General features: G+C 61.7%; 18 protein-coding genes and 2 pseudogenes. 16 read left to right on the forward strand and 4 right to left on the reverse strand.

The genetic code is table 11. The annotated features are described in order from the left end of the window. Positions 1 to 105: 105 nt before the first annotated feature. The 5 genes from BSK43_RS26565 to nadC all read left to right on the forward strand — a co-directional run bounded on the left by BSK43_RS26565 (position 106) and on the right by nadC (position 5242). Positions 106 to 798, forward strand: coding sequence for a GntR family transcriptional regulator (locus BSK43_RS26565; RefSeq protein WP_077467781.1), 693 nt, complete (start codon positions 106 to 108; stop codon positions 796 to 798). A 103-nt stretch (positions 799 to 901) separates the two neighbouring features. Next, positions 902 to 1804: a hypothetical protein gene (locus BSK43_RS26570; protein WP_077467782.1), complete on the forward strand. Its 903-nt coding sequence runs from the start codon at positions 902 to 904 to the stop codon at positions 1802 to 1804. Between the two features lie 69 nt (positions 1805 to 1873). After that, complete coding sequence (gene nadA, locus BSK43_RS26575; protein ID WP_077467783.1) at positions 1874 to 2845, forward strand: quinolinate synthase NadA; 972 nt, start codon at positions 1874 to 1876, stop codon at positions 2843 to 2845. Then, on the forward strand, positions 2842 to 4383 hold the full coding sequence (locus tag BSK43_RS26580) for an L-aspartate oxidase (protein ID WP_136687290.1): 1542 nt from the start codon (positions 2842 to 2844) through the stop codon (positions 4381 to 4383). The genes nadA and BSK43_RS26580 overlap by 4 nt, the downstream gene beginning before the upstream one ends. Position 4384: 1 nt before the next feature. Continuing rightward, positions 4385 to 5242: a carboxylating nicotinate-nucleotide diphosphorylase gene (nadC, locus tag BSK43_RS26585; protein ID WP_205910667.1), complete on the forward strand. Its 858-nt coding sequence runs from the start codon at positions 4385 to 4387 to the stop codon at positions 5240 to 5242. Positions 5243 to 5258: 16 nt separating this feature from the next. Here the strand turns inward: nadC and BSK43_RS26590 are convergent, their stop codons facing one another. Then, positions 5259 to 6035, reverse strand: a complete 777-nt coding sequence (locus BSK43_RS26590) for an SDR family NAD(P)-dependent oxidoreductase (RefSeq protein WP_077467785.1) — start codon at positions 6033 to 6035, stop codon at positions 5259 to 5261. A gap of 96 nt (positions 6036 to 6131) precedes the next feature. After that, positions 6132 to 6992, reverse strand: a complete 861-nt coding sequence (locus BSK43_RS26595; protein ID WP_077467786.1) for a MurR/RpiR family transcriptional regulator — start codon at positions 6990 to 6992, stop codon at positions 6132 to 6134. A 228-nt stretch (positions 6993 to 7220) separates the two neighbouring features. Between BSK43_RS26595 and murA the strand changes: the two genes are divergently transcribed. The 11 genes and pseudogenes from murA to BSK43_RS26650 all read left to right on the forward strand — a co-directional run bounded on the left by murA (position 7221) and on the right by BSK43_RS26650 (position 21380). Beyond that, on the forward strand, positions 7221 to 8477 hold the full coding sequence (gene murA / locus BSK43_RS26600; protein WP_077468259.1) for a UDP-N-acetylglucosamine 1-carboxyvinyltransferase: 1257 nt from the start codon (positions 7221 to 7223) through the stop codon (positions 8475 to 8477). Further along, on the forward strand, positions 8474 to 9364 hold the full coding sequence (locus tag BSK43_RS26605; RefSeq protein ID WP_077467787.1) for an N-acetylglucosamine kinase: 891 nt from the start codon (positions 8474 to 8476) through the stop codon (positions 9362 to 9364). Before murA ends, BSK43_RS26605 begins: the two co-directional genes overlap by 4 nt. Positions 9365 to 9635: 271 nt before the next feature. After that, positions 9636 to 10559, forward strand: a complete 924-nt coding sequence (murQ, locus tag BSK43_RS26610) for an N-acetylmuramic acid 6-phosphate etherase (RefSeq protein WP_077467788.1) — start codon at positions 9636 to 9638, stop codon at positions 10557 to 10559. Between the two features lie 81 nt (positions 10560 to 10640). Then, on the forward strand, positions 10641 to 12161 hold the full coding sequence (locus BSK43_RS26615) for an ABC transporter substrate-binding protein (protein ID WP_077467789.1): 1521 nt from the start codon (positions 10641 to 10643) through the stop codon (positions 12159 to 12161). A gap of 27 nt (positions 12162 to 12188) precedes the next feature. Then, complete coding sequence (locus tag BSK43_RS26620) at positions 12189 to 13148, forward strand: ABC transporter permease (RefSeq protein ID WP_077467790.1); 960 nt, start codon at positions 12189 to 12191, stop codon at positions 13146 to 13148. Then, a pseudogene (locus BSK43_RS26625) lies at positions 13148 to 13986 on the forward strand (ABC transporter permease). The gene BSK43_RS26620 and the pseudogene BSK43_RS26625 overlap by 1 nt, the downstream one beginning before the upstream one ends. Continuing rightward, a complete protein-coding gene (locus BSK43_RS26630) occupies positions 13983 to 15722 on the forward strand; it encodes an ABC transporter ATP-binding protein (RefSeq protein ID WP_077467791.1) in 1740 nt (579 codons plus the stop codon). The pseudogene BSK43_RS26625 and the gene BSK43_RS26630 overlap by 4 nt, the downstream one beginning before the upstream one ends. Before the next feature lie 23 nt (positions 15723 to 15745). Continuing rightward, entirely contained in the window at positions 15746 to 16765 is a 1020-nt protein-coding gene (locus tag BSK43_RS26635; protein ID WP_077467792.1) for a serine hydrolase, read from the forward strand. 10 nt (positions 16766 to 16775) lie between these two features. Beyond that, a pseudogene (locus BSK43_RS26640) lies at positions 16776 to 17892 on the forward strand (anhydro-N-acetylmuramic acid kinase). Between the two features lie 106 nt (positions 17893 to 17998). Next, positions 17999 to 18952, forward strand: coding sequence for a transglycosylase SLT domain-containing protein (locus BSK43_RS26645; protein ID WP_077467794.1), 954 nt, complete (start codon positions 17999 to 18001; stop codon positions 18950 to 18952). A gap of 157 nt (positions 18953 to 19109) precedes the next feature. Next, positions 19110 to 21380 carry an FdhF/YdeP family oxidoreductase gene (locus BSK43_RS26650; protein WP_077467795.1) on the forward strand — a complete coding sequence of 757 codons (2271 nt, stop codon included), beginning with the start codon at positions 19110 to 19112 and terminating at the stop codon, positions 21378 to 21380. A 57-nt stretch (positions 21381 to 21437) separates the two neighbouring features. Here the strand turns inward: BSK43_RS26650 and BSK43_RS26655 are convergent, their stop codons facing one another. After that, positions 21438 to 23054 (reverse strand): GMC family oxidoreductase N-terminal domain-containing protein, encoded by a 1617-nt coding sequence (locus tag BSK43_RS26655; protein WP_077467796.1) that lies wholly within the window; start codon positions 23052 to 23054, stop codon positions 21438 to 21440. A gap of 136 nt (positions 23055 to 23190) precedes the next feature. Beyond that, positions 23191 to 24264 carry a sn-glycerol-3-phosphate ABC transporter ATP-binding protein UgpC gene (ugpC, locus tag BSK43_RS26660; RefSeq protein WP_077467797.1) on the reverse strand — a complete coding sequence of 358 codons (1074 nt, stop codon included), beginning with the start codon at positions 24262 to 24264 and terminating at the stop codon, positions 23191 to 23193. Position 24265 lies beyond the last annotated feature (1 nt).

Here is a 24265-nt window from a genome sequence, read left to right on the forward strand (position 1 = left end):
TTGAGAAATGAAGTTGGGTTGGTAAGACTAAAGCACTAATGTATCAGTGCATCAAGTCCCAAACTGTGCTTAATGGATCGACGCTCTCGATCAGAAAGGCCGCCAGTGAAGCTCAACCCGAAAGAATTCGCCCTGGATCGTTCCCGTCAGGTCGCGCCGCAGATCCTCGAAATCCTGCGATCCCGTATTCTTTCCATGAGCTTGCCGCCGACGACTGTCCTGTCGCGCATCTCGCTGCAAAGCGAATTCAACGTCAGCCAGACGCCCGTGCGCGATGCCCTGATCCGGTTGGAGGAGGAAGGGCTGGTTGAGGTCTATCCGCAATATGCGACGGTTGTCTCAAGGATCGATGTCCGCAATGCGATCGAGGCGCATTTCCTGCGGCTGTCGATCGAGCTTGAGGCGGTCCGCCGGCTGACGCTGGAGTCGCCCGATGAGACGGCGGCAACTTTGGAAACGGTTCTGTCTCGCCAGAAGCATGTCGTTTCGCCGGAAACCTATGATCTCTTCGACACGCTCGACAAGGATTTTCATCGGGTGCTTTACGAGAGGGCGGACATTCTCGGCCTGTGGGCGACCGTCCGGCGCCAGGGCGTGCATATCGACCGGCTGCGCATGCTCAACCTGCCGATGCCGGGCAAGCTGGAGCAGATCATCGTCGATCATCAGGCCGTCGTCGATGCCGTTCGCCTGGGCGATCCTGAGGCGGCCGTGGCCGCGCTGCGCCAGCATCTATCCGGCACCTTGTCGATCATCGATCTGATCTGCGAGCAGTATCCCGACTATGTGAGCCGTTAAGCGCGATCCATTCTCGCCAGATGTGGAGTGCGCAAACGCCCGCATTGGCTTGAGCCTCGCTTCATGCGAGAACATCCATAGTGAAACGAATGATGGAGTTCGCTTGACCATAGGGCTTGCGCATGCCGAACTGATCGCGGTTCTGACGGCCGTTACGGGGAATGATCCCCGGGTGATGACGGTGCGTTCGGGCGAAGCCTTGCCGTCCGGTCCGTTCGAGCTTGGGCATCGAACGCTGCAAAGCGGGCTGCGCGAATGGATCAGGGAGCAAACGGCCCATCCGGTCGGCTATCTCGAACAGCTCTATACGTTCGCCGATCGCGACCGGAACAATGAAATCCTGGGCGGACGGACGATTTCGATCAGCTATCTCGGTCTCGTGCGGGAGCAGGCGGCGCCAGGCGGCCGCCTGCCGGGTTGGCATGGCTGGTACGAATATCTACCCTGGGAAGACCACCGCAAGGGCCGTCCGGCAATTCTCGATGATATCGCTGCCAGTCTGGCCGCATGGGTCGACGCGGATACAACAAGGAGCGGTCAGCGCCGCCGTCGCGTCGACTTCGATTTCGGGATGAATGGGGCTGGATGGAACGAAGATCTTGTTCTGCAGCGCTATGAGCTGCTTTACGAGGCGCGTCTCGTTGCAGAGGCGGGTTGCGACGGGTCACGGACGTTCGGCCGGACGATGTTTGCCGATCATCGCCGTATCCTTGCCACCGGCATGGCGCGGCTGCGGGCCAAGATCAAGTATCGCCCCGTTGTGTTCGAGCTCCTGCCCGAAAATTTCACGCTTCTGCAATTGCAGAAAACCGTCGAGGCATTGGCGGGCCTCACGCTGCACAAGCAGAATTTCCGTCGGCTGATCGAACAGCAGGAACTCGTGGAAGAGACCGGCGGCACTGAAAGCGAGACTGGCGGCCGTCCGGCCAAGCTCTTCCGCTTCCGCCGCGCCATCCTTGAAGAACGCGAATTCTCCGGAACGAAATTACCGCTCTCCCGCAATTGACATATGCTCATATCGAGAATATCTATTTGCGCAGGATATACTCAAAATGAGTATAATAAGGAGCCGGTCATGAATCTTCCCGTATCCGCATCTTCCCTGTACGAGCGCGTGAGCCGCGTTATCCCGAAAGCCGAATGGCTGACGTTTCAGGATGACGTTGACGCCATCCTTGAGCTGAAGCGACGGCACAATGCCGTCATTCTCGCGCACAACTACCAGACGCCGGAAATCTTCCACGGCGTTGCTGATATCGTGGGCGACAGTCTGGCTCTTGCCCGCAAGGCTGTGGAAGTGGACGCCGACGTCATCGTGCTTGCCGGCGTGCACTTCATGGCCGAGACGGCGAAACTCTTGAACCCGACCAAGACAGTTCTGATCCCGGATATGGAGGCTGGCTGCTCGCTGGCGGAATCGATTACGCCAGCGGATATCGCCCTACTGCGGCAGGCGCATCCGGGTGTTCCCGTCGTCACCTATGTGAATACGTCGGCGGCCGTGAAGGCGGCATCGGATATCTGCTGCACCTCGGGCAATGCCCGCCAAGTGGTGGAATCGCTTGGCGTGCCGAAGGTGCTGATGCTTCCAGATGAATATCTGGCACGCAACGTCGCGCGCGAAACCAATGTCGAGCTCATCGCCTGGCATGGGCATTGCGAGGTTCATGAGCTTTTCACTGCGGATGATATTCGCCAGCTTCGAGAGAACTATCCTGGCGTAACGGTGCTTGCGCATCCGGAATGCCCGCCGGATGTCGTCGAGGCGGCCGATTTTGCCGGCTCGACCGCCGTCATGTCCGACTACGTTGGCAACAAGCGTCCGGCACGCGTCGTGCTGCTGACGGAATGTTCGATGAGCGACAATGTCGCCGTGCATCATCCCGACGTCGAGTTCATCCGGCCCTGCAATCTCTGCCCGCACATGAAACGCATCACGCTCGGCAATATCCGCAAGGCACTGGAACAAGGCCAGCATGAAGTCACCATCGATCCGGCCATCGCGGCCGACGCGCGGCGCGCGGTAGAGAGGATGCTGGCGATATGAGCGAGATCCTTGAGGAATTAAGCGGTCGTATCGTCATCGTCGGCAGCGGCCTTGCCGGGCTGATGACGGCGCTGACATTGGCGCCTGAGCCGACCGTGATCGTAACGCGTGCTGCGCTCGGCGCGGAAACGTCGAGCGGTTGGGCACAGGGCGGCATCGCTGCCTGCGTCGGCCGGGATCACAGCGCAGCGCTGCATCTGGCGGATACGCTCGCCGCCGGCGATGGCCTCTGCGACGCGCAGGTCGCGGCGAGAATTCTCGCGGAGGGGCCTGCTGCCATTGCGGCTCTTGAGCGCGCCGGCGTCGAGTTTGATCGCGATAGTGCTGGCGAATTGTCCCTGGGTCTCGAAGCGGCTCATTCGTTACGCCGCATCGTACATGCCAAGGGTGACGGGTCGGGTGCGACCATCGTTCGCGCGCTGGTCGAAGCGGTCGCCCGCACCCCATCGATCACGGTGCTCGAAGGCTATGAAGCAAGACGCCTGTTGCTGGACGGCGATCATGTTGCCGGTCTCCTGTGCGCAACGGAGAAGGGCACGGTCATCCTGCCATCCTCCCGCATCGTGCTTGCGACGGGCGGCATAGGCGGCCTTTACGATGCCACGACCAATCCGGTCGGCAATTTCGGTCAAGGGATCGCGCTTGCCGCCCGCGCCGGAGCACTGCTGGCCGACATCGAGTTCGTGCAGTTCCACCCGACGGCGCTCGATAGCCGCCGGTGGCCGCTGGCACTTGTCAGCGAGGCGGTTCGCGGCGAGGGTGCCTTGCTCCTGAATGAAAAGAGCGAGCGCTTCATGGCCGAAGTCGACGGTGCGGAACTTGCACCCCGCGATGTCGTTGCGCGCGCCATCAGCGCGGAGATCGCGCGGGGCGGCCGGGTTTTCCTCGATGCCCGTCAGGCGCTTGGCAACAGCTTCGCCCAGCGCTTCCCCGTCATCGACGCGTTGTGCGGCGAGGCCGGTGTCGATCCGTCCCACGAGCTTATCCCCGTGCGTCCTGCCGTTCATTATCATATGGGCGGCGTCGCGACGGATGAGGCTGGTCGCAGTTCTGTGCCGGGCCTTTGGGTCGTCGGCGAGGCAGCTTCCACCGGTCTACATGGCGCCAATCGTCTTGCCAGCAACTCTTTGCTGGAAGCTGCCGTCATGGGCATACGGGCGGCGCGGGATATTGCCGAAGCCGATGCGAGCCAGGCGAAATTGCCGCGAGACAATCCGAGCATTGCGGCGCCAGATCTGTCGCTCGTTCGGCCAATCGTCTCGCGCCATCTCGGTGTGCTGCGCAATGCCGGCGCCATTCACGGCGCGATCGCGGCCCTCCTGCCGTTGTTCGATGCGGACGGGGCGTCGGCCGATCCGGCTCTCGTCGCGCTGTTGATCGCCGTCTTTGCCAGCCTTCGCACGGAATCGCGCGGAGCCCATGCCCGCACGGATTTCCCGCTGAAGCTGCCGCATGCGCAGCGCCGCACCATGCGCCTGTCCGATGCGCTTGATATCGCCAGATCCGTTCCCCCTTATTCTCTTGCCAGGAGTGCCTGACATGACCCTCGCCCCCCTTCCTCGCCTCATCGTCGAGCCGCTGGTGCGCAATGCGCTACTGGAAGATCTCGGCCTCGCCGGTGACGTCACATCGACAGCCGTGATCCCCGCAACACATCGGTCCCGCGTAGCGATGGTGACGCGACAGCCGGGCGTGATTGCTGGCCTCGATGCCTCTGAGCTTGCCTTCCAGCTCGTTGATCCGGCGATCGTCATGACCCGCCATGTGCCAGACGGGACTAAGGTCGACGTCGGTGACGTGATCGCAACGATCGAGGGGCCGTCGCGCGGCCTGCTGACGGCGGAGCGCACTGCGCTCAATTTCCTCGGTCATCTCTCCGGCATCGCGTCGGTGACGGGTGGCATCGTCGAGGCGATCGCCGGCATGAAGGCGTCGATCGTCTGCACCCGTAAGACAACGCCGGGTCTTCGAGCGCTGGAGAAATATGCAATCCGCGCCGGCGGCGGCATGAACCATCGCTTCGCGCTCTATGATGCGGTTCTGATCAAGGACAATCATGTCGCCATTGCCGGCGGTGTCGTCGAGGCGATCCGACGCGCCAAGGCGGGCGTCGGCCATATGGTCAAGATCCAAGTCGAGGTCGATACGCTGGAACAGCTTCGCGAAGCTATGGCCGAGGGTGTGGATGCCGTGCTGCTCGACAATATGAGGCCGGATCAGTTACGCGCCGCTGTCGATATCGTCGCCGGCCGTGCCATTACCGAAGCATCGGGCCGTATCACGCCGGCAACCGCTGCCGCCATTGCCGCCTCCGGCGTCGATCTCATTTCCGCGGGATGGCTGACGCATAGCGCGCCGACGCTCGATATCGGTCTGGACTGGAAGGCGGCGGCTTGAGCCGCCGCTTGGTCCTCTAGACCACGACTGGCACTTGCGCGCCGTCCATGCTGATGACGACGCCGGTGACGTAGCTTGCCTTGACCGAACTCAGGAAGGCAACAACATTGGCGATATCAGCTGGATCGGCCATACGGCCGATCGGGATGCGCTTCAAGGCATCCGCGAGTGCTTCCGTCTCGGTCGAGCCGGTCGCTTTAGCCGCGGCCTTCAGGCCTTCGGCGACTCGGTCCGTTTCCGTCAGGCCGGGATTGAGGCCGATGACCCGCACGCCCTTGCCGGCATAGGCATTGGCAAGCCCGACGCTTGCGAGCATCAGAGCGGCATTGGCCGAGCCGCCGGCCAGATGGAAGGGCGAGGCGACCTTGCCGCCATTGCCGATGATATTGATGACGGCGCCCGAGCCGCGCGCGCCCATCCGCTTGATGACGGGATCGATCACGTTGATATAGGAAAAGTATTTCGCATCCATCGCGGCGCGCCAGATGGCGGGGGTCAGTTCGTCTGCCGGCGTGCGTGCCGCGGCCCCTGCGCTGTTGACGAGAATATCGATGGGGCCGGTTTCGGCCTCGACCTTGTTAACGACCGCGAGTGCCTGCTCATCGGATATCAGGTCGGCGGCATAGCCATGTGCGCTCGAAAGCCTGGAGAGGGCGGCATCGATATTGGCTTGCGACCGAGAGCAGATGGCGACGCGTGCGCCTTCCGAGAGGAAGAGTTCGGCGCAGGCATAGCCGATGCCCTTCGAGCCGCCCGTGATCAGAACGACTTTATCCTTGAGGCCGAGGTCCATGAGATATCTCCGGGTGCATTGCGAAAGGGTCCGCAAGCTACGTCCGGAAATCCGCGCCGTATAGACTTGCAGCCGTCACAGCTTGTTTACCGGCCTCTACGAAAGGCGCTTGGCCTTCAGCACGGAGACGGCGGTTTCACTGTTGTGGACATAGTCGTGGGCATCGGGCTGGCGCTGTACCAACAGAATGAACAGCAAATCCGTCAGCATCAGCTGGGCATCGCGCGCCGTGATCGATGAAGAGCGAACGCGGTCCTCATCACCGACGGTGTGAAGGCGGATGTCGGCGACACGCGCGAGCGGATTGTCCTGAAGCCCGGTCACGGCGATGACGGTCGCCTTGCGTTGGCTTGCCAGCTCGGCGATCCGCAGTGTCTCGATGCTGGCGCCGGAATAGGAAAGGGCAAAGAGCAGATCGTCCGGCCCGAGCGTCGAAGCATTCGCCATCTGCACATGGCTGTCGCTATCGTGCAGGACATTGCGGCCGAGCTTCATAAGCTTGTAGGAAAAGTCTCTGGCGACCAGCGACGAGGCGCCGACACCGGCCAGGTGGATGCGCCTGGCATCGTGAAGAGCCTCCAGCGCCTTTTCGATATCGGCCTCGTTGTTGACCGCGATGGTCTGCTGCATGGCCTGCAATTTGCTGCCCAGCAGCTTCTGCAGGATGGTCAGATAGCCGTCATCCACTTCGATCGTGCCGTGGATCATGCCCGCGGGCGCCGGCCATTCCTGCGCCTTCGCCTCGCTGACCGCGAGCTTCAGTTCCTGATAGCCGGCATAGCCGAGTTTTTGGCTGAACTTGACGACGCTCGATTGGCTGCGGCCGGTTTCGACGGCAAGAGCCGCCGATGAGAGCCGCAGCATCTGGTCGGGTTTGTCGACGATGAATTGCCCGATCTGGCGGTCGGCCGGCGCCATGGTCTCGAGCTGCGCGCTGATTTTCTTCAGGATAGACATCTGTTCCTTCAGGCCGCCGAGGCCGATTCACGCGTCACCACGAACACAGTGAAAATAGCATTTGAGCGAAGCCGGGCAACCGTGCTTCGAGTAGTGGAGGTTATCACAGAGAATTGGAATAAAAAATTCCAATTTCCGTTGACAGTATGGAATGGACGAATAGTCTTCGGCAGGAAGCAGGTGGTGGAGTCTCTGGGACTTCGCGCTGCTCTTCAACGGGTTCTGATCATGGATAGACTTCGCATCTCCGGCGGCAAAAGGTTGCAGGGTGCCGTGACGATTTCAGGCGCCAAGAATGCCGCTTTGCCGCAGATCGCGGCGGCGCTTTTGAGCCCGTATCCGCTGGAGCTCACCAACCTGCCGTTGGTGAGCGATGTCGAGAACATGCTTGGCGTCATCGCCCTTCACGGTGCGAAGGTCACCCGCGCGGGGCACGTCACCACGATCGATTCGAGTGCCATCGTCTCGAAGGAAACCTCCTACGACACGGTCCGGCGCATGCGGGCAACGGTTCTGGTGCTGGCGCCGCTGCTCGCCCGTTTCGGCCAGGCGCGTGTCTCCCTTCCCGGCGGCTGCGCCATCGGTGCCCGGCCAGTCGATATGCACATCAAGGCGCTCGCAACCCTCGGCGCCGATATTGCGATCGAAGGCGGCGTGATCGTCGCCTCTGCCACGAATGGGCTGAAAGGCGCCCGCATCGTGCTGAGCTCGCCATCGGTCGGCGCGACGGAGACCGCCATGATGGCCGCTTGCGCCGCCAAGGGCGAGACGGAAATTCTGAATGCCGCGCGCGAGCCGGAGGTTGCGGATCTCGCCGCCTGCCTCAGCGCCATGGGCGCGCGGATCGAGGGGGCGGGCACGCATCGCATCCTGATTGACGGCGATACCAGCTGGCGTGCTGCCAAACACCACGGCATCCCGGATCGTATCGAGGCCGGCACCTATGCCGTGGCTGCGGCCATTACCGGCGGACAGCTGGAGCTTATCCATGCCCGCCTTGAAAACCTGGCCTCGGTCGTGCAGGCGCTGGAAGCCATGGGCGTCAGCGTTTGGCCGAGCGACCGCGGCCTTGTTGTCTCAAGCGACCGGCCGCTCAAGGGCACTGACCTCACCACCGAACCCTATCCGGGTTTCCCGACGGATGTGCAGGCGCAATTCATGGCTCTTGCCTGTTGCGCAGAGGGTGCGTCGCTGATCCGCGAGACCGTGTTCGAAAACCGCTTCATGCATGTGCCGGAGCTGATGCGGCTCGGCGCGAATATCACGCTGCAGGGCACGACGGCTCTCGTGCGGGGCGGTCCACCGCTCAAGGGCGCGCAGGTGATGGCGACGGACCTCCGCGCCTCGGTCTCGCTGGTGCTGGCGGCGCTCGTCTCTGAGGGCGAGACCATCGTCAATCGCGTTTATCATCTCGATCGCGGCTACGAACAGCTCGATCGCAAGCTTCGCCTTTGCGGCGCCGATATCGAGCGATTGACGTCATGAGCGATGTAGCCAAAAGCGCCCATTATTTCCTTGGCGTCGATGGCGGCGGCACCGGTTGCCGCGCCCGCATCGAGGATGCTGACGGCACGGTATTGGGGCAGGGATTGTCCGGCCCCGCGACGACCCGTCTCGGCATTGAGCAGGCGTGGGCTTCGATCACGAGGGCTTTCGATGCGGCAATCGAGGAGGCAGGTCTGAGTGCAGCGGATATCAGGCATATCCATGCAGGCGTCGGCCTGGCTGGGATCAGCCGCAAAGGTGCTCTGGCTGCCCTTCGAGCCATAGAACATCCCTTCGCCAGCATCGATTTTGTCAGCGATGGCGAGGGGGCTTGCCTCGGCGCTCATTCCGGCCGCGATGGGGCGATCGTCATTGCCGGCACGGGGTCCATCGGGCTCGGTCTTGTCGAAGGGCGGCAATTGCGCGTTGGCGGCTACGGCTTTCCGATCTCGGACGAAGGCAGTGGCGCTTATCTCGGGCTGAAGGCAGTGCAGCTTGCGCTCCGCGCTCATGACGGTCGCGAGCAGAAGACGGCGTTGCTGGCCGAGATCATGCAGCGGTTCCAGAATGATCCGGCGGAGGCGGTCGCCTGGATGGATCGTGCTTCCGCCACCGATTACGCCGCACTCGCACCCATGGTTCTGCGTCATGCAGACCAGGGAGATTCCGTGGCGCGGCGCATCGTGCAGAATGCGGCTGGGCATATCGACACATTGGTGCGCACCCTGTTCGAGAAGGGGGCGCCGCGCGTCTGCCTGCTTGGCGGGCTTGCAAGCCCACTGGAGCCTTGGCTTGCGCCGGATGTGCGCCGCAGTCTCAAGCCGATCGACGGCGATGCCGTATCGGGTGCCATCATCCTCGCCAGAAGGGCGATTTGCCAACATTGAACGATACGATCGGGGCGGGAATTTTCGCACGACCGATATGGAATATTTTATTCCTCTCTGGATTGACGAAAGGAATAAACGGTCATAATGTTAACGAAGGTAAACAGGGATTGGGCGCGGAACAAAGCCGAAAAGGGCTGCTGCGCCTGGCTGATGTCAGCCTTCCGATGTGTTGAGAACCGAATTTTGCCGCGGCAGGCCCGACACCCCATTGGTCGAGCTCGCCATCCCTGACCTATTGGTATCGAAGCGTCATTTCGAGAGCAGTCCCATGACAGAGCAGAAGTTGATATCCGAACTGGAGCAGTTGGTTTCCGAAGGCCGCAATCCGAATACGATGCATATCGATCTGCTGCCGACCTTCGATATCCTGCGCGAGATGAATTACGAGGACCAGACGGTGCCGATTGCCGTCGAAAAGGTCATTCCGGCAATCGCCGCTGCCGTCAACCAGATCGTCACCGCCTTTCAGAAGGGTGGTCGGCTGATCTACATGGGAGCGGGAACCAGCGGCCGGCTTGGCGTGCTCGATGCCTCCGAATGCCCGCCGACCTTTAGCGTGCCGCCAGATATGGTTGTCGGTCTGATCGCCGGCGGTCCCGATGCGCTGCGGCGCTCGATCGAAGGGGCCGAGGACGATCCGGAGCAGGGCCGCCAGGCGCTGGAGGAGATCAAGCTGACGAAGGCTGATGTCGTCGTCGGCATCGCCGTCAGCGGCCGCACCCCCTATGTCATCGGCGGCTTGAATTATGCGAAAAGCATCGGCGCCTTTACTGTTGCCCTGTCCTGCAATCCCAATTCCATCATTGCCGGCATTGCCGATCTGGCCATTTCCCCGGTTGTCGGACCAGAAATCCTGACGGGTTCGACGCGCCTGAAGTCCGGCACGGCACAGAAGCTCATTCTCAATATGCTGACGACGGCCAGCATGATCCGCATCGGCAAAAGCTACCAGAATCTGATGGTTGATGTCAGCGCCAGCAACAAGAAGCTGGTGGCCCGCGCCGCGCGCATCGTCATGCAGGCGACCGGTTCTTCTCAGCAGGAGGCGCGTCGCGTCCTCGACCTGACGGGAAATGACGTCAAGCTTGCCATTCTCATGGAAATAACCGGAATGGGCATTGAAGAAGCCCGCGCGGCATTGCAAAACGCTGATGGATTCCTGCGCAAGGCCATCAATGCGAAAACTGCTTGAACGAACGTCGCGGCAAGCCGCGATGGCAATCAATGGGCCAAAATCGGCCGGGGACATTTAAAAAAATTTGGAGGAATTGGAATGAAGGGGAATTTTGGAAAGACGCTGATTTCGGGAATGGCGCTGGCCGTGGGGATTGGCCTGGCGACGGTCGCGATGCCAGTCGAAGCAGCGACGCTGCGCATGGCATGGTCGCAGGATGCGACCGGGCTCGACCCGCACAAGCAGACGGCCTTCTCCTCCATCCGCCTGCTGGAACTGATCTACGAACCGCTCGTTCGCCTCGACGGCAATCTGCAGATCGTGCCCGGCATCGCCGACAGCTGGCAGTTTTCGGCCGACGGCAAGCAGCTGACCTTCAAGCTCAACGCCAAGGCAAAGTTCCAGAACGGCGCCCCAGTCACGTCGGCTGATGTAAAAGCTTCCTTCCAGCGCGTTCTCGATCAGGCGACCGGCGCCGTTGCCCGTGCCAACTTCCTGTCGATCGCGAGCATCGATACGCCCGATGCCAATACCGTGGTTTTCAACCTGTCCCAGCCCGACGTTCCGCTGCTGACGGCGATGACGAGCCTCAACGCCGCCATTGTTCCGGCAAGCGAAATTACCGCCGGCACCATCGGTACCAAGGCGATCGGCTCCGGCCCCTTCAAGCTGGACAGCTGGGTTCCGAACTCCAAGGAAGTGCTGAGCGCCAACAAGGATTGGGCAGGCGGCGCTGTCGGCGTCGATGGCATCAACATCAGCGTATTGCCGGACGAGACCGCAATCCTCGCCTCGCTGCGCACCGGCCAGATCGATTTTGCGCTTCTGAATGATCCGCTCGTGGCAACATTGGTTCCCAAGGAGCCAAAGCTGCAGCTTACCCGCACGCCGGTCCTGTCCTATAACGTCCTGCAGCTCAACCCCTCGCGCAAGCCGATGGATCAGCTGGCAGTACGCCAGGCGATCTCCTGCGCCATCGACCGCAAGGACGTGATGGATACCGCAGCACTCGGCGAAGGCAAAGTGACCGGCCCGCTGACTATGCCGCTCTATGCGACCGACCCAAGCCAACTGTTCTGCTATACGCGCGATGTGGCCAAGGCCAAGAAGCTGTTGGCCGATGCCGGCCTTGCCAATGGTTTCTCGGCGACCGTGATCGCCGCTACCGGCGAACCGCCGACCGCCACCGCCGAAGCGCAGGTCATCCAATCGCAGCTCGCCGAAATCGGCATCAAGCTCGATATCAAGGTGATGGAGCTCAACGTCTACGTCGATACCTGGCTGAAGGGCAATTTCGACATGGCGGTCGCGCTGAACGGCGGCAGTGCCGATCCCTATTCGATGTATAACCGTTATTGGACGAAAACCGGCAATCTGCAGAAGGTCGCCAACTATATCGACGATACGCTCGATAGCCTGATGCAGAAGGGCCGCGTCGAAACCGACCCGGCCAAGCGCAAGGCGATCTTTGCCGAATTCGAGAAGCATATCGCCGAAGTCTCGCCCTGGATCTGGCTCTACACGGCCTATGGCTACACGGCGGAGCAGAAAAACGTCGAAGGCTTCGTGCCAACGCCGACGGGCTCGCTGTTCGGCCTCGCCAAAGTCTCGATCAAGTGACGGCAGTCGAGATTTAAGGGAAGTTCCATGGCATACCTGACGCGCCGGCTGATGATATTCCCGCTGATCATGCTGGGCGTATCCATCTTCGTCTTCGTCGCCATCCGGCTGGTGCCGGGCGATGCGATCACGGCGATGCTCGGAACCAATGCGGGCCTGCTGACGCCGGAGCAGCGGCAGGCCCTGGCCGCCTATTTCGGCATCGATCAGTCCTGGCCTGTTCAGTACTGGCATTGGCTGCTGGGTCTGTTCCAGGGCAATCTCGGCATCTCCGTCACTTACGGCAAGCCGGTGCTCGATATCATCCTCGAGCGTTTTCCGCTGACGCTCGAGCTTGCCTTGCTCTCCATGGTGATAGCGCTTGCCATCGGCCTGCCGGCGGGCGTCTTTGCCGCGACACGAAACGAAAAGCTGTCCGATCTTCTTGTGCGTATCGTCGCCATGATCGGGCAGTCCACGCCGAATTTCGTTCTCGGGCTCCTGCTGATCTATGCCTTGTCGGCCGGCTTCGGCGTCCTGCCGACCATGGGTGAGTTTACGCCCATCTGGCAGGATCCGCTCGGTAATCTCGGCCAGATGATCCTGCCGGCGCTGACACTCGGCTTTGCCTTCGCAGCTTCGGTCACGCGCGTCGTACGTTCGGCCATGCTCGATGTTCTGAGCGATGATTATGTCCGCACGGCGCGCAGTCGCGGCGTGCCGGCGCGTGGTGTCATCTGGCGGCATGCCTTGCCGAATGCTTTGATCCCGGTGGTGACGCTGAGCGGTGTCGAATTCGGCTACCTGCTCGGCGGCGCGGTGCTGGTGGAGCAGATCTATGCTCTGCCCGGCCTCGGGCGCATGGTGCTCGACGCCATCCTGCAGCGCGACTATGCGCTGGTACAGGGCAGTGTGCTGTTCATCGCCTTCAACTTCATGATCGTCAATCTGCTCGTCGATCTTGCCTATATCGCACTCGATCCGCGCGTGCGGCTGGGAGAAGGCTGATGCGGATCGTCAAAGCGATTTTCGGACACATGAGCGGCCGTATCGGCGGCGTTATCGTGCTCATCTACATCGTGCTTGCTATTCTCGGTACGCTGGGCGTGACGCCGCACGATCCCTTGATGCAGAACCGCATCGACCGCCTGCATGCCCCGAGCTTTACCTATTGGATGGGCACCGATCTCTTCGGCCGCGACGTGGCGAGCCGTCTGATGCGCGGCATCGGCGAATCTTTCACCGTAGCCTTCCTTTCGGTGGCCACCGCGACCCTGATCGGCACCGTACTCGGCCTGACCGCCGCCTGGTCGGGCAAGCGGTGGGACGGTGTGATCATGCGCATGATGGATGTGCTTCTGGCCTTCCCCGCCATCCTTCTCGCGCTTCTGATCATCTCCATCGTCGGGCAGGGACCTGGACCAGCGTTGCGGCGATCGCCATCGTCTATACGCCGATCTTCACCCGCGTCGTGCGCGGTCCGGCGCTGTCGTTGAAGGGGCGCGATTTTGTCGACGCCGCCCGCACCTTCGGCAGCAGCCGCTCCTATATCCTAACGCGGCATCTGCTGCTCAATCTCGTCGCACCGTTGACCGTGCAGGTGACGCTGGCGCTTGCCTGGTCGCTCTTGACGGAAGCCGGCTTGAGCTTTCTCGGGCTTGGAACCCAGCCGCCTGCCTCCTCATTGGGCTTGATGCTGAGCGACAGCCGCAACCTCATGGAGACGGCGCCCTGGCTGCTGATCTTCCCCGGCGTGACCATCATGATCTCCATTCTCGGCTTCAACCTGCTGGGCGATGCCCTGCGCGATATTCTCGATCCGAAAATGCGGAGGGCGACGGCATGAACCCTTTGCTATCGGTCTCTGATCTTCGCGTCGGTTTCGGGCGCAATCCGCAGGCCAATCCTATCGTTCGCGGTGTCAGTTTCGATGTCGAAGCCGGCGAGACGCTGGCAATCGTTGGTGAGAGCGGTTCAGGCAAATCCGTCACTGCGCTCTCCATCAACCGCCTCGTCGATTTCGGCGGCGGCCGCATCGTCGGCGGATCGATCCGACTGAAGCGTGCAGACAACAGCATCCTCGACCTCACGGAGGCCAGCGAAGCTCAGTTGACGAAGATCCGCGGCGGCGAGATCGGCATGATCTTCCAGGAGCCGATGACCTCGCTCAATCCGGTGCTGACGATCGGCACGCAGATCGAGGAATCCTTCCGGCTGCATCGCGGCTTGACCGGCAGTCAGGCAAAGGCCGCCGCCAAGGATGCGCTCGATCGCGTACGCATTCCCGATGCGGCGCGACGGCTGACCTATTGCCCTAACCAGCTTTCCGGCGGCATGCTGCAGCGGGTGATGATCGCGACGGCGCTTGCCTGCAATCCGCGCCTGCTGATCGCCGATGAGCCGACAACGGCGCTCGACGTCACCGTGCAGGCGCAGATCATGGCGCTGCTCGCCGAGTTGAAACGCGAGACCGGCATGTCGATGATCTTCATCACCCACGATATCGGCCTTGTCGCCGGCATCGCCGACAAGGTGATGGTGATGCAGGCCGGAGAGGCCGTGGAGCAGGGCGAACTCAACCAGATCCTCGACAATCCCGCTCATCCCTATACGCAGCACCTGCTGCATTCCGTTCCGCATTTCGCAGCCGGGAGTGCCGCGCGCACGGATTTCCAGCGCGATGAATCGCAGGCCAAACCGGCGCTGAAAGTGGATGCCTTGACCGTCCGTTTCGCGGTGTCGAACAGCTTCTTCCGCCGCACGACAGGCGCCGTCCATGCCGTCGAGGGGGTCGGCTTCGATCTGATGTCGGGCGAGACGCTGGCGATCGTCGGCGAGAGCGGCTCGGGCAAGTCCACGACCGCACGGGCGATCCTAGGACTGGTCAAATCAACACGCGGCACGTTCACGACCAGTGGTGGCAAGGCTGCCGATCGCACCAGCGCAGTGCAGATGGTCTTTCAGAACCCCTACGCCTCGCTCAATCCGCGGCTGCGGGTCGACAGCATTCTTGCCGAACCGGTGATCGCGGCCGGCGGTCGCGTCTCGGCCGAGACACGCGAGCGGATGGCCATGCTGCTGAAGCGGGTGGGATTGCCGGAAAACGCCCTTGAGCGCTATCCGCATGAGTTTTCGGGCGGCCAGCGCCAGAGGCTGTGCATCGCCCGCGCCCTGATGTTGAACCCGTCCGTGCTGGTGCTGGACGAGGCGGTTTCCGCACTCGATGTCTCCGTTCAGGCGCAGGTTCTGAACCTTCTGATCGAGCTTCAGCGCGAATACGGGCTCGCCTACCTGTTCATCTCGCATGACATGGCCGTAGTGGAGCGGATCGCCCACCGCATCGCCGTGCTCTATGCCGGGCAGATCGTCGAGATCGGCGACGCAGCCTCGATCTTGTCGCAGCCGAAGCATTCCTATACCAGGCGGCTGATCTCGGCGGTGCCGACGGTCGCGCGGCGAAAGGAAAATTTCACGCTCGATACGCGGCAGGTGCCGTCGCTGGTGCGTCCGCTCGGTTTCGAGCCTGCCGCCCCTGAATGGCGCCGGTTCGCGCCGGATCACATCGCTCTGGCGGAAGCCTGAAGCAAGGGCGTGGAGAGGCAAGCATGGCATCTGGGGGGAGCATGCAGTTTGAAGAGCGTTTCGACCGGGCCTTTGCGCCGCTTGAAGAGGCTGTAAGGTCCGCGCGCATTCCAGGCGGTGTGCTTGGCATGGTCGATCTCGATGGCAATCGGCTGGTGCGCGCGGTCGGTTCGGCACAGAAGATCCCGAGCGTCAGGCCGATGCTGACGGACACATGGTTTGATCTTGCCTCGCTCACCAAGGTCATTTTCACGACGCCGCGCATCCTGGCGCTGGCGGAGGCTGGCACCATCGATCTCGATGCGCCGCTGACGACACTTCTGCCGGATCTGCGCCAGTACAGTGCCGAGGCCTGGGAGCGAAAAGTGACGTTCCGTCAGTGCCTAGGTCATCAGACGCCCTTTCCGGCCGTGGAACCCATCTACACCTATGGCCGAGACCCGGAGCTTTTGCGCGCTTTCATCCTGCAGCGCGAATGGCGAGCAGGACCGCCCGTTTATTCCGACATCAACTTCATTCTGCTGGGCTTTGCGCTGGAGCGCCTGACCGGCCAGACGATCCGCGCCATGGATCCGGGGCCAGGCTTTGCCTTTTCCGCCGCGCCCGATCAGGCAGCCGCGACGGAGGACTGCACCTGGCGTCATCGCATCCTCTCGGGCGAAGTTCATGACGATAATTGTTCCGCACTTCAGGGCGCCGGTCATGCGGGGCTTTTCGGAACGGCAGCGTCCGTCCTCGATTTCGCCGAGGGCTTGCTCGACGGCAGCGGAGCCTCCACCAATTCGATCGCGCTGATGCGGGCACCGCTTTCGGCCACACGGACGCATGGCTGGGAGCGGCCCCATGAGGGCTGGTCGGGCGGGGCGCTGTGTTCGCCGGAGACGATCGGCCATACAGGCTTCACCGGTACGGCTCTCTGGATCGACTTTACCAAGGGCAGGGCCTGGACCTTGCTCACCAACCGCATTCATCCGACACGCCATTTCGACAGCGGCATCCTGGCGCTTCGTCAGACCGTCAGCGATCTCGTCAATGCAGCATAGGAGCCTGACCATGGAACCAATCTGGGCAGTCGGTCTGATGACCGGAACCGTCCTCGACGGCAATATCGATGTTGCCATGCTGAAGACGGATGGCGAGCGGATCGAGGAATTCGGCCCCTATGTTCTCGCCCCTTATCCCGATTGGATCCGAGCGCTTCTGGAAGAAACGCTGCGGCAGGCGCGGGTGTGGAATTTCGATGGCCCCGAACCGGCGATCTTCAAGGAGGCCGAAGAGGCTCTGACGCGAGCGCAGTCGGAGGCTGTCAGGCAGCTGGTCGAGAGCCAGGGCATGACCATGGCCGATATCGGTATCGTCGGCTTTCACGGGCAGACCGTGCTGCACCGCGCGCCGCAGAAGGATCGGTTGGGGCAGACGCGCCAGCTTGGCGATGGCGAGCTGATGCGCTCCATCCTCGTCACCAAGGTCGCCTATGATTTCCGCTCGGCCGACATGCGCGCCGGCGGTCAGGGTGCGCCGCTTGCTGCCGCCTATCACACTGCCTTGCTGCGCGGTGCGGGTGCGGCCGGACGAGACCGCAATCCTCAATCTCGGCGGCGTCGCCAATATCACCTGGTGGGACGGAGAGGGCAATTTCGTCGCCTTCGACACCGGTCCGGCCAATGCTCCGCTCAATGATTTCATCAAGTCGCATGGCCTCGGCGAAATGGACCGCGACGGTGCGCTCGGACGAGCCGGCAAGGTCGATGAGGCGAGGCTCGAAAAGCTGCTGCAGCATCCTTATCTTAGCGCCTCCTATCCGAAGTCGCTGGACCGCTTCGATTTCGGTGCATCGATGGCCGATGGTTTGAGCCCCGAAGATGGTGCGGCAACGCTGTCTGCCTTCACTGCCGGTGCTGTCGGCAAGGCGCTCGATCTGTTGCCGCGCCGACCAAAGAAAGTCATCGTCAGCGGCGGCGGGCGTCACAACCCGACGATCATGTCGATGTTGCAAAGCCGCGCCGGCGTGGAGCCGATTTTTGCCGAAGATTTGGGGTGGCGCGGCGATGCCGTCGAAGCGGAATGCTTCGCATTTCTGGCCGTGCGCGTGCTGCGGGGCTTGCCGATCAGCTTCCCCGGCACGACCGGCGCGCCTGAGCCAATGCGTGGCGGCCGTCTGGCTGTGTAACCACCGGCGACATCATCACGCCGTCAAAGGTTTTCGCCACAGTCCATCGATGCTATGAAGAGATCGCAATTTTGCGATCGAACTGGCTTGGACGGGTATCGCACGGATGGCAGGCAGGCAGCATAGAGCAGGCTTTGTCGGCGGCATGGTCGCCTTCGCCGTTTTGTGCGTCGCGACTATATCAGCCTTTCGCCCCGCCAGCGCGCAGCCGGAATGGAGCGTTGCGCCACCGCCTACCTGCGTCTCCGGCCCGATGATCACAGAGACCGGCGAGACATTGTGCCTCCGCAAAGAGAGCTACAATAGCGATCTCTGCGCCGCCATCGACTATTTCGCCAGTATCAATCACCTGCCGCCGGATTATCTGGCCCGGCTGGTTTGGCGTGAGAGCACCTTTCGCTCGGATGCCATCAGCCCCAAAGGCGCACGCGGTATTGCGCAGTTCATGCCGGGAACGGCAAAGCTTCGTGGCGTCCGCGACAGCTATGATGCGCTGGAGGCGCTTGGCAAGGCGGCTGCTTATCTTGATGAGCTGCGCAACCGCTTCGGTAATCTTGGCTTGGCGGCCGCTGCCTATAATGCCGGCGAGGCTGGCCTGGCGAACTTCCTTAACTCCGGTGATCTTCCGTATGAGACGCGTAGCTATGTGAGCGCAATAACCGCGCACTCGGTCGAAGAGTGGCGGGATGGGCCGCCCGATGTCGCCGCGCCGGCACTGGACAAGGGCAAGCCCTTTATTCAGTCCTGTGTGGCACTCGCTGGAAGTCGGCGGTTGAAGCAAGTTCCCTTCGAACAGGAGCGGCCCTGGGCGCCTTGGGGTGTTCAACTGGCTGAGCACTTTCAGGTCGATGCCGCTCGTCGCCTCTTTGCAATGAACGTTCAGAAATTACCATCTCCCCTCAATGCCGAAAAGCCGTTGATCGTGCGGCAGCGCAATGCCGATTTCGGTCGGCGCATCCGCTATGCGGCCCGTATCGGACGTCAAACGCGGGCGGAGGCGGATGCCGTTTGCACCCAGGTTCGGCAGCAAGGAGGCAGCTGCCTCGTCTTCAAGAACTGAGTTTGAACATCCCAATATCTATGTCCTTGGACACCGGCGCGTATCGATTGTTTTGTCAAGTGCCTATTGGTAGTGCTTTACACCCTCCTGCCTCACGCTTATTCCTTGAAGGCCCGGCCTTTGGGAGGAAGCCATTGGGTAACCGAAGGAGCATGCGATGGCGCAGAAACGTGAAGTCCCTGGTATCCGTCCCTACAACAGCCCGGCCGGCGGCTGGGGAGCGCTGAAAGCCACTGCGAAAGCAGTTCGCGACCAGATGGACGTGACCGAGGCGCCCGGTCTGCTCCTGCGCACCAACAAGCCCACAGGCTTTGACTGCCCCGGCTGCGCCTGGCCCGACAAGGAGCATACGTCTACATTCCAGTTTTGTGAAAATGGCGCCAAGGCTGTCACCTGGGAGGCGACGAACAAGCGCGTCACGCCGGATTTCTTCGCTGAACATACGGTGAGCGAACTCTTGACTTGGAGCGACTATGATCTGGAGAATTCCGGTCGGCTGACGCATCCGATGGTCTATGATCCCGCAACCGACACCTATAAGCCGATTGCCTGGGAGGATGCGTTTGCCCGCATCGGCGAGGTCATGCGCAGCATGCCCGATCCGGATATGGTCGAGTTCTACACCTCGGGCCGCGCCTCAAACGAGGCGGCTTTCCTCTTCCAGATCTTTGCGCGCGAATATGGCACCAACAATTTCCCCGATTGCTCGAACATGTGCCATGAGGCAACCAGCGTCGGCCTGCCGCAATCGATCGGCATCGGCAAGGGCACGGTCTCGCTCGACGATTTCGACGAGTGCGACCTGATTATCTCCATGGGACACAATCCCGGCACCAATCACCCGCGCATGATGGGCACGCTGCACGAGTGTTCGCGCCGCGGCGTGCCGATCATCGTGTTCAATCCGCTGAAGGAGCGGGCGCTCGAACGCTTCGCCGACCCGCAGAGCCCGATCGAAATGGGAACCTTCGGATCGACTCGCATCGCGTCTTCCTACTATCAGGTGAAGATCGGCGGCGATGCGGCAGCACTCAAGGGCATCATGAAGGGCGTTCTGGCGCTTGCCGAGACCTCGGAAGATGTGCTCGATCACGCCTTCATCGCCGAGCATACCAGCGGCTTCGATGCTCTCGTCGCTGACCTCAATCAGACGGAATGGGCGGATATCGAGCGGGTTTCAGGCCTTGCCCGCGCCGATCTGGAGCGGGTCGCCGCCGCCTATGCCAAATCGAAGGCCACGATCGTAGCCTATGGCATGGGTATCACGCAGCATGCGAAGGGCACGGCCAATGTGCAGCAGATCGCCAATCTCCTGCTGCTGCGCGGCAATTTCGGCAAGCCCGGCGCCGGCATCTGCCCGCTGCGCGGCCATTCAAACGTGCAGGGCAATCGTACAGTCGGGATTACCGAGAAGCCAAATGCGGCACTGATCGAGGGCATCGAGCGTGCCTTTGGCTTCAAGTCTCCGGCTCATCATGGCCATGACGCGGTTGCAGCGATGCAGGCGATGGCCGATGGGCGTTCGAAGATATTGCTGAGCCTCGGCGGCAATTTTTCAATTGCGCTTCCGGACCCGCAATTGTGCGCCGAGGGCATGCGTAGGCTCGATCTCGCCGTTCATATGAACACCAAGCTCAATCGCTCGAATCTGCTGATCGGCAAGGAATCCTTCCTGCTGCCGGTACTTGGCCGCACCGAGGTGGATGTCCAGGCCACCGGCCCGCAGGCTGTGACGATCGAGGATTCGATGTCGATGGTGCATGCCTCACAAGGCAGGCTGAAACCGGCCTCCGACCAGCTGCGTTCCGAGCCGGCCATCGTTGCCGCCATGGCGCATGCCACCTTGCCGGAAAGCAGGGTCGCCTGGATGGAGCTCATCAACGATTATGCTCTGATCCGCGACAAGATCGAAATCGTCTACCCGGATTTTGCTCGTTACAACGAGCGCATCGCTGTGCCAGGCGGTTTTCGCCTGCCGCTGGCAGCGACGGAACGCGTCTGGAAGACGCCCTCCGGCAAAGCCGAGTTCAAGCTTTTCTCCGGCCTCAACGAGGACATCTCCTTTTCCGACACCAGCATCCTCAAGCTCGCGACGATCCGCAGCCACGATCAGTACAACACGACGATCTACGGCCTCGACGACCGCTATCGCGGTGTCTTCGGCCGCCGAGATGTACTGTTCATGAATGACAAGGACCTGACGGCCAAGGGATTGGAGCATGGCGATCTCGTGGAGATCGAGACGGCACTCCCTTCCGGCGGCAAGCGGCTGCTGCAGCTGACGGCGATTTCCTATGATATCTCCGAAGGCTCCGTCGCCGCCTATTATCCGGAGGCCAACTGCCTGATCCCGCTCGACTATCAGGACAAGGAAAGCGGCACGCCTTCCTATAAGTCCATTCCGGTGCGCATCAGCAAGGCTGCGTAAACGTCGCTAGACGCTGCGGCCACTGACTCAAGTGGCCGTCTTGGAAATCCTGGCGCGTCAATAATCCCCGGCAATCATCTCCGCCGCCTTGGAGCCGATCGCCATCGCCGGCGCGTTGGTGTTGCCCGAGGGGATGAAGGGAATGATCGAGCAATCGATAACCCTCAACCCCTCGATGCCGCGCACGCGCAGCCTGCCGTCGACTACTGACATGGGATCGCTCTCCGGCCCCATGCGCAGGCTGCCGGAGGGGTGGTAGTTGGTCTTGACTGTCTGGCCGGCGAATTTTGCCAGGGACTCTTCGTCCTGCAGCGCCCGACCGGGCAGGATCTCATCCGCGATCTTTGATTTGAACGGCTCGGTTTCGAGTAGTTGCCGGGCGACTTTCAGTGAGGCAAGCGTCAGGCGTAGATCGTCGGAATCGCCGAAGAAGTTACAGTCGACCAGCGGCTGGTCTGTCGGATTGGCCGAGCGCAGTTTCACGCTGCCGCGCGCCTTCGGCCGTAGCAGGCAGGAGGTGAAGGTGACGCCGTGGGTTGGCTTTGCCGAGGAAACGTCGCGATCGAGATAGACGATTGGCGCGCAATAGAGCTGGATCGTCGGCCGCTCGCCGCCATCGGGATCGTAGAACAGGCAGGATTCGATGCCCGTCGTCGTTACCGGACCTGAGTTGAACAGGATATATTGCAGGCCGTTGCGCAGCATCGGCCAGCCCTTGTCCTCGCCGAAATAACCGGACTTGCCCTTGGTGGTGGCGATGACCGGAACCTCGTGATGGTCCTGCAGATTGGCGCCGACGCCGGGGAGATCGAGCACGACGTCGATGCCATGCTCGCGGAGGTGATCGGCCGGGCCGATGCCGGAGAGCATCATCAGCTTGGCGCTGTTATAGGTCCCGGCTGCCACGAGAACCTCGCGAGCGGCTCTGACGGTATAGGTCTGCCCATTCTGCACATAGCCGACGCCGGTTGCGCGGCCGTTTTCGATGACGATGCGATCGATGCGGGTGTCGGTGATGATATCCAGTCGCTCGTCGTCAGCCAGCGGATCAAGAAAGGCTTTCTTCGCGTCGGAACGCTCCGTCTTGCCGCCCCATAATCCGTAGGTGTGCTGCATGATGCCGACGCCGTTTTGCCTGATGCCGTTGAAATCGGGATTGTAGGCGTGGCCGAGGCCCTGGGCTGCGAGCAGGAAATCCTGTGTCGTATCGCAGGTATGGCGCGGCTCTGAAACGCGTAGATTGCCTGATATGCCGTGATAGTCGTCGTTGAAGCGGGTATTGCCCTCGATGCCTTTGAAGTGCGGCAGCATGTCTTCGTAGGACCACTCGGTGCCGTTGCCCAGATGGGCGGCCCAATGATCATAATCCTCCTTCTGGCCGCGCATGTAGACCATGGCGTTGACGGCGCTGCCGCCGCCGAGCGCCTTGGCGACCGGAACAATCGGGCCGCGGCCACCGAGCTGCGGTTGGGCGACCGTATGATGCATTTCGAGGAAATCATCGCGGGCGAGATATTTCATGTAGCCGGCGGGAAAGGCCATCAGCTTTGCGGTGTTGCGCGGGCCGCGTTCGATGATGAGCACCGAAAAGCCGAAGTCACGCACGAGCCGCATGGCCGCGACGCAGGCAGCCGAACCGCCGCCGGCGATGATGAAATCATATGTCTTCGCCACAAGGCCTCTCCGGTTTGATATCGCGCGTCGTCCCGCATGGGACGGGCGCGTGGCATGCAATCTCCATCAGCAACCTTCTCCAAATCATCCTTGTCCGTCAAATGATTGGCGCGTCGTTGCGGTGAAAATATGCGGCTTAGCGAAGCCGCTCGCCTTGCTTGTCGAAATAGCGCCGCCGCTCGGGCGGGCAGCGCAGATGGAGCGTGTCGCCGCGCCCGATATCAGGCCCTTCGCGATATTCGGCGATCAGGGATTGGCCATCTTCCGTCTGGCAATAGAGATAACGCGTGCCGCCCAGATATTCGGTGACGTCGACCGTGACCCGGACAGCATCTTCCTGGTCTGACGTCACAATCAAATGTTCCGGGCGCATGCCAAGCAGCAGGTTTTCGCCGGTTGATGGCTTGTGGCGGGCCAGATCGACCCTGATAATGCCATTGCCGACCTTGGCTGTCCCTTCGTGGGACCAGATGGCGTCAATCATGTTCATGCGGGGAGAACCGATGAACCCTGCAACGAAACTGTTGGCCGGGTCCTCATAGATCTCCCGCGGACTGCCCACCTGTTCGATCCGACCATCCTTCAGCACGACGATCTTGTCGGCGAGCGTCATGGCCTCGGTCTGATCATGGGTGACGTAGATCATGGTATTGCCGAGTTCGCGGTGCAGTCGGGCAATTTCGATGCGCATGGAGACGCGCAGTTCGGCATCGAGATTGGAAAGCGGCTCATCGAACAGGAAGACCTCCGGTTTGCGCACGATCGCCCGGCCGATGGCGACGCGCTGGCGCTGACCGCCCGAGAGCTGCCCCGGCCGGCGATCGAGCAGATGATCGATCTTGAGGATCGCGGCGGCGGAGCCGACGCGCTGCTCGATTTCGCCCGCATCGGTCCGGGCCATTTTCAGCCCGAAACCGAGATTGTCGCGTACGCTCATATGCGGATAGAGCGCATAGGACTGAAAGACCATGGCGATGCCGCGCTCGGAGGGATCGAGATCGGTGACATCGCGGCCCTTGATGGCGATCTCGCCGTCCGTGACCTCTTCCAGCCCGGCAATCATCCGCAGCAGGGTGGATTTGCCGCAGCCGGACGGGCCGACGAAGACGACGAAAGCGCCCTCCGGCACATCGAGATCGATGCCGTGAATGACCTCCAGCCCGCCGAAGCTCTTGCGGACGCCGGTGAGCTTCATGCCGTTCTTCGTCATG

It is taken from the genome of Rhizobium sp. P44RR-XXIV (assembly GCF_001999485.2).
Lineage (GTDB): Bacteria > Pseudomonadota > Alphaproteobacteria > Rhizobiales > Rhizobiaceae > Rhizobium.